Genomic DNA, 14,244 nt, shown 5'->3' with positions numbered 1-14,244 from the left:
CTGGTTATGGCAGGTTCTGCACGGTGATGTCCGCCGGCAGGGATAATAAAAATATCTGAAAGGGTTGCTGTGAATCTCACTATGTTAACTGAACTCCTAATCATATTTGTGTTCGCCACCGCTACGGTCTTTGTTGCCCGTAAGGCCGGCGTCGCTGTCGGTTTGGTGGATAAACCCAATTTCCGCAAAAAGCATCAGGGGCTGGTTCCGTTAGTCGGCGGAATTTCTATTTTTATCAGCGTCTGTTTTGCTTTTCTCATCAGTGATGAGTTTATTGCGCATAAATTTATTTATCTCGGATGTGCCGGTGCACTGGTGCTGGTCGGCGCGCTTGATGACCGGTTTGATCTCAGTGTGAAACTGCGTGCCGGTGTTCAGGCGGTGGTCGCCATCATTATGATGGTATTCGCCAACCTGAAACTCGACAGCCTGGGTTATGCATTCGGGCCGTGGGAACTGACACTCGGGCCGTTCAGCTATGTCCTGACCCTGTTTGCGGTATGGGGCGCGGTGAATGCGTTCAATATGGTGGATGGTATCGACGGGCTGCTCGGCGGGCTTTCCTGCGTCTCTTTCGGCGCGCTGGGTATTCTGTTTGCCCTGAGCGGTAACAGTGGTCTGGCATTCTGGTGCTTTACGTTTATCGCTGCCATTCTGCCGTATATCTGCTTTAACCTGGGGCTGTTCGGCCGCCGCTTTAAAGTGTTTATGGGGGATGCGGGCAGTACATTGATCGGATTCACCATTATCTGGCTGCTGACATCGGCATCACAGGGCGGGGAGCCGCATGCGATCAATGCGGTGACGGCACTGTGGATTATCGCTATTCCGCTGATGGATATGGTGGCCATTATGTACCGCCGTCTGCGTAAAGGAATGAGCCCGTTCTCACCGGATCGCCAGCATATTCATCACCTGATTATGCGTTCCGGGTTTACGTCCCGTGAATCCTTTGTGGTGATAACCCTTGCTGCAGCCGTATTGGCAGCTATCGGTATTACCGGACAGGTCCTCAGTTTTGTCCCTGAATGGGTGATGCTGGTTCTGTTCCTGCTTGCTTTTATTATGTACGGCTACTGCATAAAACGCGCCTGGAAAGTGGCCCGTTTTATCAAACGCCACAGACGCCGCGTGCGTCGTAAGTCGGTCACTCACTAAATTTTTAACCACAGAGGCACATGTTGATATGCGTTCAGAAAATACTCCGGACCCGCAACAAACGCAGTATGACCAGGAATTAGATATCCGCGCGTTATTTATGTCGTTATGGCGCGGAAAATTATGGATAGCCGGAATGGCGGTTGTGTTTGCGCTGGTTGCACTGGGTGCCAGTTATTTTATGCAGCAGAAGTGGAACTCCACGGCGATTACCGACTATCCGACAGTTAATAATTTAGGCGGATATTATTCGCAGCAGCAATTTATGCGCAATCTGGACACGCATCTGAATGCCGCACAGGAATCTTCCGCACTGCTGCCGATCCCGAATGAGGCTTACCAGGAGTTCATTACCCAGGCGGCCTCCTACGATACCCGCCGGGATTTCTGGTTACAGACGGATTACTACAAGTCCCGTATGGAAAATGATGCCAAAGCGGATGCGGCATTGCTGGACGAAATGATTAATAACATCACACTGACCCCGCGTGATGACACGAAGAAACTGGTGAATGACACACTGACCCTGACGGCGGAATCCGCGGCCGATTCTGCAAAACTGCTGAATCAGTATGTGGATTTTGCTAATGCGCGTGCGGCTCAGAATCTGAATGATGAGCTGAAAGGCGCATGGGCAACCCGGACGCAGTCACTTAAAGCGCTGGTCAAACGTCAGAATATGGTGGCGGAATCACTGTATCAGCGTGAAACCGGACAGCTGAAAAATGCTATCACAGCGGCACAGAAACAGGGGATCAGCCGCAGCCGGACAGATGTACCGGCGGAAGAACTGCCGTCATCCCAGCTGTTCCTGTTAGGAACGCCGATGTTACAGGCGCGTCTGGAGACACTGGAAGCGGCCGGACCGGAGTTTGACAAAGACTACGAGCAGAACATTGCCATGCTGTCGACGCTGAATGTCGGTCCGGCGCTGGAAGATAACTTCCGTGCCTACCGCTATCTGCGGACACCGGATGAGCCGGTAAAACGTGACAGCCCGCGCCGCGCCTTCATGATGATTATGTGGGGCTTTATCGGTGCACTGACCGGTGCCGGTGTGGCACTGGTTCGCCGCCGTCCGTAAACGGCAGCGGCAGAATAACCGGCCGGGGCGCTGTTCCCGGCCTGTTTTAAGGCGGGTAACCGCCACCGGCCGGAAAGCCGGATATCATATAAAATAAAAGAGAATCTCAGTGAAAGTATTGACTGTATTTGGTACCCGTCCGGAAGCCATCAAAATGGCGCCGCTGGTACATGCGCTGGCAGCGGATCAGGCTTTTGAGGCAAAAGTCTGTGTGACCGCGCAGCATCGTGAAATGCTGGATCAGGTATTACACCTTTTTGAGATCACACCGGATTATGATCTCAATATTATGCGCCCGGGACAGGATTTAACAGATATTACCTGTCGTATTCTTGAAGGTTTAAAGCCGGTTCTGGCCGACTTTAAACCGGATGTCGTTCTGGTTCACGGCGATACCGCAACCACCATGGCAACCAGCCTGGCGGCGTTCTACCAGCGTATCCCGGTCGGCCATGTGGAAGCCGGTCTGCGTACCGGAAACCTGTACTCGCCGTGGCCGGAAGAGGCCAACCGCAAAATTGCCGGACATCTGGCGATGTACCATTTCGCGCCGACACAAAACTCGCGCGAAAACCTGCTGCGTGAAGGGATCAGCGACAATCATATTTTCGTCACCGGTAATACGGTGATTGATGCGCTGCTCGCGGTCCGTGACCGTATCATGCAGGATAAAGCCCTGCTGGCACAGCTGGATGCACAATATCCGTTTATCGATAGCAGCAAAAAAATGATTCTGGTTACCGGCCACCGCCGTGAGAGTTTCGGCGGCGGGTTTGAGCGGATTTGCCATGCCCTGGCGGAGATTGCCACGACGCATCCGGAAGTACAGATTGTCTACCCGGTTCACCTCAATCCGAATGTTAGTGAGCCGGTAAAACGGATTCTGCATGATATCAGCAATATTGTGCTGATCAGTCCGCAGGATTACCTTCCTTTTGTCTATCTTATGAACCATGCTTATATGATCCTGACTGATTCCGGCGGAATTCAGGAAGAAGCACCGTCATTAGGTAAACCGGTTCTGGTGATGCGCGATACCACCGAACGTCCGGAGGCGATTGACGCCGGGACTGTTCGTCTGGTCGGCACCGAAACCGGCACTATCGTTCGTGAAGTAACGCGATTGCTGACCGATCCGGCGGCTTATCATGAGATGAGCCGTTCACATAACCCTTACGGGGACGGAAAAGCGTGCCAGCGTATTCTTGAAGCATTGAAAAACAATCAGGTGACATTATGAGTTTTGAAACTATTTCTGTTGTCGGTCTGGGTTATATCGGTTTACCAACAGCGGCAGCTTTCGCTTCCCGTCAGAAGAATGTGGTTGGTGTGGACGTTAACCAGCATGCGGTTGATACCATTAACCGTGGTGAAATTCATATTGTGGAGCCGGACCTGGGCGCGGTTGTGAAAACAGCGGTGGAAGGCGGTTTCCTGAAAGCGTTCACCAAACCACAGCCTGCGGATGCATTCCTGATTGCCGTACCGACACCATTTAAAGGTGATCACGAGCCGGATCTGGCTTTCGTGCAGTCTGCGGCGGAATCTATCGCCCCGGTACTGAAAAAAGGTGACCTGATTATTCTGGAATCCACCTCACCGGTCGGTGCGACTGAGCAGATGGCAGAGTGGCTGGCAGCGGCACGTCCCGATCTGACTTTCCCGCAGCAGGCGGGTGAAGAATCGGATATCGATATCGCCTATTGCCCTGAGCGTGTACTGCCGGGTCAGGTGATGGTTGAACTGATTAAAAACGACCGTGTGGTCGGCGGGATGACCCCAAAATCCTCAAAACGCGCCAGTGAACTCTATTACATCTTCCTGGAAGGTGAGTGTGTCATCACTAACGCACGTACCGCTGAGATGTGCAAACTGACCGAAAACAGCTTCCGCGATGTAAACATTGCGTTTGCGAATGAATTATCACTGATTTGTGCTGATCAGGGCATCAATGTCTGGGAACTTATCAGCCTGGCAAACCGCCATCCGCGTGTGAATATTTTACAGCCGGGTCCGGGTGTCGGCGGCCACTGTATCGCGGTTGACCCGTGGTTTATCGTGGCACAAAACCCGAAACAGGCCCGTCTGATCCACACTGCGCGTCTGGTTAACGACGGCAAACCACTGTGGGTAATTGATCAGGTAAAACAAGCGGTTGCTGATTGTCTGACTGAAACCGGCAAACGTGCTAACGAAGTCACCATCGCCTGCTTTGGTCTGGCATTCAAACCAAACATCGACGATCTGCGTGAAAGCCCGGCGGTTCAGGTCACCAAAATGGTCGCTGAGTGGCATGCAGGGAAAACCCTGGCCGTTGAGCCGAACGTGCATGAGCTGCCGAACAAACTGAAAGGTCTGGCAGAGCTGGTCTCTATCGAAAAAGCAATTACTGATGCGGATATCATTCTGCTGCTGGTGGATCATACCCCGTTCAAAGGTATTCCGGGCAGCCAGATCCCGCAGAAATGGATCATCGATACCAAAGGAGTATGGCGTTGAAACGTATTTTAGTGACAGGCGGAGCCGGTTTTATCGGCTCTGCGGTTGTGCGTCATATTATCCGTGACACCGCAGACAGCGTGGTGGTGGTTGATAAACTGACCTATGCCGGTAACCTCGAATCACTGGCACCGGTGGCAGACGATTCCCGCTATGCCTTTGAGCAGGTGGATATTTGTGACCGCGCGGCGCTTGACCGTGTGTTTGCACAGTATCAGCCTGATGCGGTGATGCATCTGGCGGCGGAAAGTCATGTGGATCGCTCTATCGACGGCCCTGCTGCGTTTATCGAAACCAACATTGTGGGTACTTACACACTGCTGGAAGCGGCACGCCATTACTGGACTGCTCTGGATGCGGAGAAAAAATCCGCATTCCGTTTCCACCATATTTCCACCGATGAAGTGTACGGTGACCTGGAAGGGCCTGACGGCTTTTTCACCGAAACCACACCGTATGCGCCGAGCAGCCCGTACTCTGCGTCGAAAGCCTCCAGTGACCATCTGGTACGCGCCTGGCAGCGGACTTACGGCTTCCCGTCCGTCATCACTAACTGCTCGAATAACTACGGGCCGTACCATTTTCCGGAAAAACTGATTCCGCTGGTTATCCTCAATGCGATTTCCGGCAAACCGCTGCCGGTCTACGGCAAAGGTGAGCAGATCCGTGACTGGCTGTTTGTGGATGACCATGCCCGCGCCCTGTATACCGTGGTGACACAGGCAGCTATCGGTGAAACCTACAATATCGGCGGTCATAACGAACGCAAAAATATTCAGGTGGTGGAAACTATCTGTGATTTGCTGGAAGAGCTGCATCCGCAGAAACCGGCCGGTGTCGGGCAATACCGTGACCTTATCACCTATGTGACAGACCGTCCGGGGCATGATCTGCGTTATGCGATTGATGCTGACAAGATTGCGCATGATCTTGGCTGGCGTCCGCAGGAAACGTTTGAATCCGGCATCCGCAAAACGGTGGAATGGTATCTGAATAATGAAACCTGGTGGCGCCGGGTGCAGGACGGCTCGTATGCCGGACAGCGTCTGGGACTGGGACAGGATAAGTAAGAGGCTGGTATGAAAGGAATTATTCTGGCGGGCGGCTCCGGAACACGGTTGCACCCGATTACCCGCGGGGTGTCAAAACAGCTGCTGCCGATTTACGACAAACCGATGATCTACTATCCGCTGTCCGTGCTGATGCTGGCCGGTATCCGCGAGGTTCTGATCATCTCCACGCCGGAAGATTTACCGTCATTCCGCCGCCTGCTGGGTAACGGTGATCAGTTCGGTATTTCCCTGAGTTATGCCGAACAGCCGTCGCCGGATGGCCTGGCGCAGGCCTTTATCATCGGTGAGGAATTTATCGGTGGCGACAGTTGCAGTCTGGTGCTGGGGGATAATATTTTCTTCGGTCATGCGTTCAGTCCGAAACTGAAAAGCGTGGCGGCCCGTACGCACGGCGCAACGGTATTCGGTTACCAGGTGATGGACCCGGAACGTTTCGGTGTGGTGGAATTTGATGATGAATTCCGCGCGCTGTCGATTGAGGAAAAACCGGTTCATCCGAAATCCAACTGGGCGGTTACCGGGCTCTATTTCTATGATAATCAGGTCGTTGATATCGCGAAGCAGGTAAAACCATCTGAGCGCGGCGAACTGGAAATCACCAGTATCAACCAGATATATCTGGAGCGCGGTGAACTGAATGTTGAGCTGCTTGGACGTGGTTTTGCCTGGCTGGACACCGGTACACACGACAGCCTGATTGAAGCCAGCACCTTTGTGCAGACCGTTGAAAAACGTCAGGGCTTTAAAATTGCCTGTCTGGAAGAGATTGCCTGGCGCAACGGCTGGCTGAATGACGAACAGGTGGCGGAATCCGCCCGTCAGCTGGCGAAGACCGGTTATGGTCAGTATCTGAAGAACTTACTCCATGTCCGTCCGCGCCAGTATTGAGCATCTCGTCTGGGAAAGTGACTTTTTTGCCCTGAAAACGGCAAAACTGGCATTTTCCCCGGACGCAGCACCCCTGTCTGCGGCTGATTTTGCGCCGTATGACCTGGTGCAGGCCAAAATCAGTGCCGGGGATAACGCGGCACTGGACGGTTTATCGGCGCTTGGCTTTTCCCTTGCGGAAAGTGAAGTGGATTTTGCATTGTCACTCAAGAGTGGCACAGAAAATGCAGTATCTGACTGCACACTCTGTTATGCGGATGAAACGGATATCCCGGTCATAAAACAGGCAGCGGCACAGGTTTTCAGTCAGAGCCGTTTCCGTGCGCCGTGGTATCAGCCGGATGACAGTGCCCGGTTTTATGCGGTGTGGGCGGAAAAAGCGGTACGCGGGACATTTGATAAAGATTGTCTGCTGATCCGCAATAAAAATAATGAGATTGCCGGGTTTGTCACTCTCCGTCAGACAGATGAACACAGCGCCCGCATCGGGCTGCTGGCGGTACTGCCGGGCAATCAGGGTCAGGGTATCGGCCTGAAATTAATGTCGGCGGCGCAACAGTGGTGTGCAGAACATCACTGCCGGGTATTACGGGTGGCAACACAGCTCAGTAATCTTGCGGCAATGCGCCTTTATACAAAAAGCGGTGGTGCGGTTGACAGCACTGCCTACTGGTTATACCGAGGATGCAATGATTCCATTTAATAAACCACCTGTAGTCGGCACTGAAGTTGAATATATGCAGCAGGCCATGCAAAGCGGCAAGCTGTGCGGTGACGGTTCGTTCACCAAAAAATGCGAAGAGTGGATGGAAAAACGGTTCGGCAGCGCCAAAGTCCTGCTGACCCCATCCTGTACCGCCTCGCTGGAAATGGCTGCGATTCTGCTGGATATTCAGCCGGGTGATGAAGTCATCATGCCGAGCTATACCTTTGTTTCCACCTCTAACGCCTTTGTGCTGCGCGGTGCGAAAGTGGTGTTTGTCGATATCCGTCCGGACACCATGAACATCGATGAAACCAAAATCGAAGCGGCTATCACAGATAAAACCAAAGCGATTGTGCCGGTGCATTATGCAGGCGTGGCTTGTGAAATGGACACCATCATGGCGCTGGCGAAGAAATATAACCTCTATGTGGTGGAAGACGCCGCGCAGGGCGTGATGTCAACATACAAAGGCCGCGCGCTGGGCTCTATCGGCCATATCGGCTGCTACAGCTTCCACGAAACCAAAAACTACTCCTCCGGCGGTGAGGGCGGTGCCACGCTGATTAACGATCCGGCGATGATTGGCCGTGCGGAAATTGTCCGCGAGAAAGGCACCAACCGCAGCGAGTTTTTCCGCGGACAGGTCGATAAATACACCTGGCGTGATATCGGTTCCAGCTACCTGATGTCTGATTTACAGGCTGCGTATCTGTGGGCCCAGCTGGAAGAAGCAGAGAAAATCAACGAACGCCGTCTGGCATTCTGGCAGATTTACTATGATGCACTGACCCCGCTGGCGCAGGATGGCCTGCTGACCCTGCCGGTGGTGCCGGAAAATCTGGAACAGAACGCGCACATGTTCTACATCAAACTGAAAGATGTGGCTGAGCGCACCGCATTCAGCGAGTACATGAAAGCAAACGACGTGCTGACCGTATTCCATTATGTGCCGCTGCACAGCTGCCCGGCCGGTATGGAATTCGGCCGTTTTGACGGTGAGGATATCTTTACCACCCGTGAAAGCGAGCGCCTGGTACGTCTGCCGATGTTCTACAACATGACAGAAGACGAGCAGCAGCGCGTGATCCATCTGATTAAGGGCTTCTTCGCGTAGTATGTCCTTAGCCAAAGCTTCTGTCTGGACCGCAGGCTCCACCCTGATCAAAATCGGGGCGGGGCTGCTGGTCATTAAATTAATGGCGCTGACATTCGGCCCGGCCGGTATCGGCCAGGCGCTGAACTTCCGCCAGCTGATTACGGTGCTGGGGGTATTGTCCGGTGCCGGTATTTTTAACGGCGTAACCAAATATATTGCCGAGCACCGTGATGACGCGGAAAAACGCCGCGCGGTATTAGGCACGTCCTCAACCCTGATTCTGGTGTTCTCGACACTGCTGGCGATTGTGTTCCTGCTGTTCAGCAGACCGATCAGTATGGCGCTGTTTGATGGTAATGACGCCTATCAGGATGTGGTTGCCGCGGTAGCCTTTATCCAGATGGGGATTGCTTATGCCAACTATTTTCTGGCGATTATCAAAGGCTATCGTGATGCATCCGGGAATGCGCTGGCACTGATCGCAGGCAGTCTGATCGGCGTCACGGCGTATTACCTCTGCCAGCACTGGTGGGGCTATGACGGTGCACTGGCCGGGCTTGCACTGGTACCGGCGCTGATTATTATTCCGGCTTTCGCCATGCTGCTGCGCCGCCGCCACTTCCCGCTTTCTGAGCTGAAACCGGCCTGGGACCGGGCAATCGCATCCCATCTGGGGAAATTCACACTGATGGCGCTGATGACCGCAGTTACTCTGCCGGTGGCGTACATCATGATGCGGAACCTGCTGGCCTCCCGCTACAGCTGGGAGGAAGTGGGGATATGGGGCGGTGTGACCAGTATTTCGGATGCGTATCTTCAGTTTATTACCGCGTCGTTCTCTGTGTATCTGCTGCCGACATTATCGCGGTTACAGGAAAAAAGTGATATCCGCCGTGAGATTATTAAATCGCTGAAATTTGTGTTACCGGCGGTGGCTGCGGCCAGTTTTATGGTCTGGCTGCTGCGCGATTTTGCTATCTGGCTGTTGTTCACTGATCAATTTACCGGGATGCGCGACCTGTTTGCCTGGCAGCTGGTCGGTGATGTCCTGAAAGTGGGTGCTTACGTCTTCGGGTATCTGGTGATTGCCAAAGCCGCGCTACGGTTTTATATCCTCACGGAAGTGACACAGTTTGCGTTACTGACGCTGTCCGCGTACTGGCTGATTCCGGCACACGGTGCGGTTGGTGCGGCGCAGGCGTATATGCTGACATATATTATCTACTTCCTTTTGTGTTGTAGCGTATTTCTGATCTATTGCAGGCGAGCATGACAACTTTAATTCACGTTTTAGGATCTGATATCCCGCATCATAACCAGACCGTGCTGCGCTTCTTCAATGATGTGCTGGCACCGCAACTGCCGCGTGAGGAAATGCCGGAGTTTATGGTTGTTTCTACCGCCGGGCAGCTTCTGGCGCAATATCCCAACCTGGAACTGGATGTCTGGCCGGATAAAAAAAGCCTGGCGAATGCCGTCACTGCCAAAGCAAAAAGTGACCGGCAGTGCCGCTTTTTCTTCCATGGTCAGTTTAATGCCCTGATATGGCTGGCGTTATTATCAGGCAAAATTAAACGTCATCAGTTTTACTGGCATATCTGGGGCGCGGATCTGTATGAGGATTCCCGTCAGCTGAAATTCAGACTGTTTTATCATCTGCGCCGTCTGGCACAAAAGCGGGTCGGCCATGTGTTCGGCACGCGCGGGGATTTAAACTATTTTGCCCAGCTCTGCCCGAAGATACCGGCTGAGCTGCTCTATTTCCCGACGCGGATGGACCCGTCACTGACGGTTTTAACGCCGCCTGAGCCTCGTGGTGACGATAATATGATGATCCTGCTGGGTAACTCGGGTGATCGCTCAAACCGCCACAAAGAGGCGCTGACACGCATCCGTGAGCAGTTCGGGGAGAAGGTGAAAATCATCATCCCGATGGGCTATCCGGAAAACAACGGGGACTATATTGCCGAAGTGGATGCTTTCGCGCAGCAGTTGTTCCCTCATCAGCAGGCAGAGATCCTGAAAGACAAAATGGATTTTGATATCTATCTGAACCTGCTGAAACAATGCGATCTCGGCTATTTTATCTTTAACCGCCAGCAGGGGATCGGCACACTCTGTCTGCTGATCCAGTTCGGTATTCCGTTTGTGATAAGCCGTCAGAACCCGTTCTGGCAGGATATGACCGAGCAGCAGGTGCCGGTGCTGTTTTACGGTGATGACGTGACACCGGACGTCGTGGCGCAGGCCCGGGAGCAGCTGTTTGCGCTTGACCGTGAAAAAATCGCCTTCTTCAGCCCGAATTTTGTGCAGGGCTGGGAGCAGGCACTGGCGACCGCGCAGGAGAAACAGGCATGAGTCAGTTTGATTTTATCGGGCTGTTTGCCGTCTGGTTTATCTCGCTGGCCTTTATTCTGCTGCTGACCTACCGCGAATTCCGCCGGGTCCGCTTCAGTTTTAATATCTTTTTCTCGATGTTGTATCTGCTGACATTCTTTTTCGGTTTTCCGTTTACCTTTGCCCTGGTTTTCCAGTTTGATGTGCAGGTGGTGCCGCCGTCCGCGCTGTTACAGGCGCTGCTGGCGTCAGTCAGTTTCTATGCGATTTATTATGTGGCATATAAAACCCGGCTGCGCAAACCCGATACGGTTTACAGTGGTGCACCGTTGTTTTCCATGAACAAAACCGAAACCCGGCTCACCTGGTTGCTGCTGGCGGCGATTGCTATCGGGACGGCGGGGATTTTCTTTATGGAAAACGGGCTGTTGCTGTTTAAACTGAAAACCTACAGTCAGATTTTCTCGAGTCAGGTCACCGGTGTGGCCTTAAAGCGCTTTTTCTACTTCTTTATCCCCGCGATGCTGGTGGTATTTTTCCTCAAACCGACATTTCAGCGCTGGATTTTCTTCCTGATCGCCACGGTGGCGTTCGGGATTATGACCTATGTGATTGTCGGCGGCACCCGCGCGAATATCATTATTGCATTTGCGCTGTTCCTGTTTATCGGGATTGTGCGCGGCTGGATTTCGCTGTGGATGCTGGTCAGCGCCGGAGTCTTCGGCGTGGTGGGAATGTTCTGGCTGGCGCTCAAACGCTACAGTCTGGATGTCAGCGGGGCAGAGGCGTTTTATACGTTCCTCTATCTGACCCGCGATACCTTCTCGCCGTGGGAAAACCTCGGCCTGCTGCTGAATAACTACGACAAAATTGAGTTTCAGGGACTGGCGCCGATCATCCGTGATTTTTATGTCTTTATTCCGTCCTGGCTGTGGCCGGACCGGCCGGATACCGTGCTCAATGCGGCGAACTATTTTACCTGGGAAGTGCTGAACAACCATTCCGGGCTGGCGATTTCACCGACGCTGATCGGCTCACTGGTGGTGATGGGCGGCTTCTGGTTTATCCCGCTCGGTGCGGTGGTGGTCGGGCTGATTATCAAATGGTTCGACTGGCTGTATGAACTGGGCAAACGGGAGACAAACCGTTATAAAGCGGCCATTCTGCATGCATTTTGCTTCGGCGCGATATTTAACATGATTGTACTGGCCCGCGAGGGAATGGATTCATTCGTTTCCCGCGTGGTGTTTTTCTGTCTTATTTTTGGCTTTTGTCTGGTGGCGGCGAAATTACTGTACTGGCTGTTCGAAACGGCCGGGCTTATCCGCCATTATGTGATTTCAAAGGGCAAACGCACCCGTCTTTCATCGTAAGGAATTAGCATGGAACCGTTATCTTCTGATGCCGGCAGCGCGGAAAATATCCCGCAGTATTCTATCCGTAACCACCCGATTCAGGGCTTCCGGAATCAGGCGCATTTTCTGGATTATCTGTGTAAGGACGGGCAGGTCAGAACCGGCACGCTGGTGGCGATCAATGCCGAGAAAGTCATGACCGCCGAACAGGACGAGGCTCTGCACACACTGCTGAGCAATGCGGAATACCTGTATGCGGACGGAATCAGTATTGTCCGTGCTATCCGCCGCAAGTACCCGCAGGCGGATGTGACGCGGATTGCCGGAGCAGATTTGTGGGAAGGACTGATGGAACGCGCCGGGCAGGAAAACACCCCGGTCTTTCTTGTCGGCGGCAAGCCGGAAGTGCTGGCGGAAACCGAAGCAAAACTGAAATCGCAATGGAATGTGAATCTGGCTGGCACACAGGACGGCTATTTCACCGCAGAACAGCGTGATGCCCTGTTTGAGCGTATCCGTGACAGCGGCGCGAAAATCGTGACGGTGGCAATGGGCTCGCCGAAACAGGAAATCTTTATGCGCGACTGCCGTAAGATCCACCCGGATGCTCTGTATATGGGAGTGGGCGGTACTTACGACGTCTTTACCGGTCATGTGAAGCGTGCGCCTAAAGTGTGGCAGAATATGGGACTGGAGTGGCTTTACCGCCTGTTATCACAACCGACCCGTTTCCGCCGTCAGCTAAAACTGCTGAAATTTCTGGGTTATTACTACGGTAATAAATTATAATTGCCCCTGTCCGGGCGGCTTTTTGCGGGAAAATGCTCTCTTTATCAGCAAAGCGGGCAAAGACTGAGCAAACAATACATTTGTGAAAAAAAGCACTGGACAGACGCATGAGAAATCCGTACTATCCTCTCCCGCAACGGCGCAAAGCGCCCGTAGCTCAGCTGGATAGAGCGCTGCCCTCCGGAGGCAGAGGTCTCAGGTTCGAATCCTGTCGGGCGCGCCATTATGCGTGTAAGAGTTACGGTATAGTATTTCGTTGTTGTAAGTAGTAAAATGTTGCGATGTTATGGTGGCTATAGCTCAGTTGGTAGAGCCCTGGATTGTGATTCCAGTCGTCGTGGGTTCGAGTCCCATTAGCCACCCCATTTAATAACATGTAACATGACTGTAGTGATGAACCTGCGAGGGTGGCGGAATTGGTAGACGCGCTAGCTTCAGGTGTTAGTGTTCTTACGGACGTGGGGGTTCAAGTCCCCCCCTTCGCACCATCATCATGAAAAGTCAGCCTTTCGGCGAGTAGCGCAGCTTGGTAGCGCAACTGGTTTGGGACCAGTGGGTCGTAGGTTCGAATCCTATCTCGCCGACCATATTCAGAGAAAGCCCCGCTTACAGCGGGGCTTTTTCGTTTCTGCGGTTTCCGTTTTTCCTGTCCTGTTTTTTCCTGCCGTTTTTCTCTGTTGCTGTTCCGCGTTACTGTTCCGCAGCTGATTTTTATCTCTTCTGTGCTGATGCTATTGTGGTGTTCAGGCAGACAACATTACATACGCTACTGTAAAACAACCGGTTCCGGTGGCATCTGATAATTTATATGTAAATCATATGGTTATATTGGTTGTATAGATTGGGCGACAATAGCCATAGTGCTTGTCGTCAAAAAGAGACATATAATTCATTGATATATAATGATTTAAATATTGATGTCAGAAAACGTCGCAAAACAGAGACACTGCGGACAGAATTGCATCAGTGATTAACAACAGGGAAGCAGGGAAGAAAAAATAAACCCACGGGAACCGTGGGAAATCGAGAAGGCGTAAAAGTTGGCACGTGTTGTGCATTACATCAGGTGTAGATGCTCATCTCATTTCTTATGTTTGCGTAAGCTTCATAAACCCGGAGATGATGCAGAGCTAAATTCGGTGCCTATTGTCCGGGTTATCGATGTAAAAGATCCCGAAATCTTTACATCAGCAACAGGACGTAACGTTGAGTGAGGCACCATCCGTCTGTAGACCTGATTGTATTTTATACACCTATCG

12 protein-coding genes and 4 tRNA genes are annotated in these 14,244 nt (G+C 52.5%); all 16 read left to right on the top strand.

Annotated elements, in window-relative coordinates; genetic code table 11:
- The first annotated feature begins 81 nt into the window (after nucleotides 1-81).
- The 16 genes from wecA to JC793_RS18355 all read left to right on the top strand — a co-directional run bounded on the left by wecA (nucleotide 82) and on the right by JC793_RS18355 (nucleotide 13,572).
- Nucleotides 82-1,158 (top strand): UDP-N-acetylglucosamine--undecaprenyl-phosphate N-acetylglucosaminephosphotransferase, encoded by a 1,077-nt coding sequence (gene wecA, locus JC793_RS18430; protein WP_107680510.1) that lies wholly within the window; start codon nucleotides 82-84, stop codon nucleotides 1,156-1,158.
- Between the two features lie 28 nt (nucleotides 1,159-1,186).
- Nucleotides 1,187-2,242, top strand: a complete 1,056-nt coding sequence (gene wzzE, locus JC793_RS18425) for an ECA polysaccharide chain length modulation protein (protein WP_054424121.1) — start codon at nucleotides 1,187-1,189, stop codon at nucleotides 2,240-2,242.
- 109 nt (nucleotides 2,243-2,351) lie between these two features.
- Nucleotides 2,352-3,482 carry a non-hydrolyzing UDP-N-acetylglucosamine 2-epimerase gene (gene wecB / locus JC793_RS18420; protein WP_052926753.1) on the top strand — a complete coding sequence of 377 codons (1,131 nt, stop codon included), beginning with the start codon at nucleotides 2,352-2,354 and terminating at the stop codon, nucleotides 3,480-3,482.
- Nucleotides 3,479-4,741, top strand: a complete 1,263-nt coding sequence (gene wecC / locus JC793_RS18415) for a UDP-N-acetyl-D-mannosamine dehydrogenase (RefSeq protein ID WP_054425268.1) — start codon at nucleotides 3,479-3,481, stop codon at nucleotides 4,739-4,741. Before wecB ends, wecC begins: the two co-directional genes overlap by 4 nt.
- The gene (gene rffG, locus JC793_RS18410; RefSeq protein WP_218426983.1) at nucleotides 4,732-5,811 is read left to right on the top strand and encodes a dTDP-glucose 4,6-dehydratase; all 1,080 of its coding nucleotides are present in this window, start codon (nucleotides 4,732-4,734) and stop codon (nucleotides 5,809-5,811) included. The genes wecC and rffG overlap by 10 nt, the downstream gene beginning before the upstream one ends.
- A gap of 9 nt (nucleotides 5,812-5,820) precedes the next feature.
- Complete coding sequence (rfbA, locus tag JC793_RS18405) at nucleotides 5,821-6,702, top strand: glucose-1-phosphate thymidylyltransferase RfbA (RefSeq protein WP_218426982.1); 882 nt, start codon at nucleotides 5,821-5,823, stop codon at nucleotides 6,700-6,702.
- Nucleotides 6,680-7,405 carry a dTDP-4-amino-4,6-dideoxy-D-galactose acyltransferase gene (gene rffC, locus JC793_RS18400; RefSeq protein WP_218426981.1) on the top strand — a complete coding sequence of 242 codons (726 nt, stop codon included), beginning with the start codon at nucleotides 6,680-6,682 and terminating at the stop codon, nucleotides 7,403-7,405. Before rfbA ends, rffC begins: the two co-directional genes overlap by 23 nt.
- Nucleotides 7,392-8,522: a dTDP-4-amino-4,6-dideoxygalactose transaminase gene (gene rffA, locus JC793_RS18395; RefSeq protein WP_046894217.1), complete on the top strand. Its 1,131-nt coding sequence runs from the start codon at nucleotides 7,392-7,394 to the stop codon at nucleotides 8,520-8,522. The genes rffC and rffA overlap by 14 nt, the downstream gene beginning before the upstream one ends.
- 1 nt (nucleotide 8,523) lies before the next feature.
- Nucleotides 8,524-9,777, top strand: coding sequence for a lipid III flippase WzxE (gene wzxE, locus JC793_RS18390; protein ID WP_107680514.1), 1,254 nt, complete (start codon nucleotides 8,524-8,526; stop codon nucleotides 9,775-9,777).
- Nucleotides 9,774-10,862, top strand: coding sequence for a TDP-N-acetylfucosamine:lipid II N-acetylfucosaminyltransferase (locus JC793_RS18385; RefSeq protein ID WP_218426979.1), 1,089 nt, complete (start codon nucleotides 9,774-9,776; stop codon nucleotides 10,860-10,862). Before wzxE ends, JC793_RS18385 begins: the two co-directional genes overlap by 4 nt.
- Nucleotides 10,859-12,214 carry an ECA oligosaccharide polymerase gene (gene wzyE, locus JC793_RS18380; protein WP_046894220.1) on the top strand — a complete coding sequence of 452 codons (1,356 nt, stop codon included), beginning with the start codon at nucleotides 10,859-10,861 and terminating at the stop codon, nucleotides 12,212-12,214. The genes JC793_RS18385 and wzyE overlap by 4 nt, the downstream gene beginning before the upstream one ends.
- 9 nt (nucleotides 12,215-12,223) lie before the next feature.
- Entirely contained in the window at nucleotides 12,224-12,985 is a 762-nt protein-coding gene (wecG, locus tag JC793_RS18375; RefSeq protein WP_046894221.1) for a lipopolysaccharide N-acetylmannosaminouronosyltransferase, read from the top strand.
- A gap of 146 nt (nucleotides 12,986-13,131) precedes the next feature.
- A tRNA-Arg gene (locus JC793_RS18370) sits at nucleotides 13,132-13,208 on the top strand.
- Nucleotides 13,209-13,274: 66 nt separating this feature from the next.
- Nucleotides 13,275-13,350: transfer RNA gene (locus JC793_RS18365), tRNA-His, on the top strand.
- A 36-nt stretch (nucleotides 13,351-13,386) separates the two neighbouring features.
- A tRNA-Leu gene (locus tag JC793_RS18360) sits at nucleotides 13,387-13,473 on the top strand.
- Nucleotides 13,474-13,495: 22 nt separating this feature from the next.
- Nucleotides 13,496-13,572, top strand: a tRNA-Pro gene (locus JC793_RS18355).
- Nucleotides 13,573-14,244: the final 672 nt, after the last annotated feature.

This window comes from Morganella morganii (assembly GCF_019242955.1).
Lineage (GTDB): Bacteria > Pseudomonadota > Gammaproteobacteria > Enterobacterales > Enterobacteriaceae > Morganella > Morganella sibonii.
This window is presented reverse-complemented; position numbering and strand designations above follow the sequence as displayed.

Excerpts from the sequence above, each read along its gene's own strand:
- rffC (WP_218426981.1), top strand. The coding sequence starts at position 6,680 with ATGTCCGTCCGCGCCAGTATTGAGCATCTCGTCTGGGAAAGTGACTTT.
- wzxE (WP_107680514.1), top strand. The coding sequence starts at position 8,524 with ATGTCCTTAGCCAAAGCTTCTGTCTGGACCGCAGGCTCCACCCTGATC.
- wzzE (WP_054424121.1), top strand. The coding sequence starts at position 1,187 with ATGCGTTCAGAAAATACTCCGGACCCGCAACAAACGCAGTATGACCAG.
- JC793_RS18385 (WP_218426979.1), top strand. The coding sequence starts at position 9,774 with ATGACAACTTTAATTCACGTTTTAGGATCTGATATCCCGCATCATAAC.
- rffG (WP_218426983.1), top strand. The coding sequence starts at position 4,732 with ATGGCGTTGAAACGTATTTTAGTGACAGGCGGAGCCGGTTTTATCGGC.
- wecA (WP_107680510.1), top strand. The coding sequence starts at position 82 with ATGTTAACTGAACTCCTAATCATATTTGTGTTCGCCACCGCTACGGTC.
- wzyE (WP_046894220.1), top strand. The coding sequence starts at position 10,859 with ATGAGTCAGTTTGATTTTATCGGGCTGTTTGCCGTCTGGTTTATCTCG.
- rfbA (WP_218426982.1), top strand. The coding sequence starts at position 5,821 with ATGAAAGGAATTATTCTGGCGGGCGGCTCCGGAACACGGTTGCACCCG.
- rffA (WP_046894217.1), top strand. The coding sequence starts at position 7,392 with ATGATTCCATTTAATAAACCACCTGTAGTCGGCACTGAAGTTGAATAT.
- wecC (WP_054425268.1), top strand. The coding sequence starts at position 3,479 with ATGAGTTTTGAAACTATTTCTGTTGTCGGTCTGGGTTATATCGGTTTA.
- wecG (WP_046894221.1), top strand. The coding sequence starts at position 12,224 with ATGGAACCGTTATCTTCTGATGCCGGCAGCGCGGAAAATATCCCGCAG.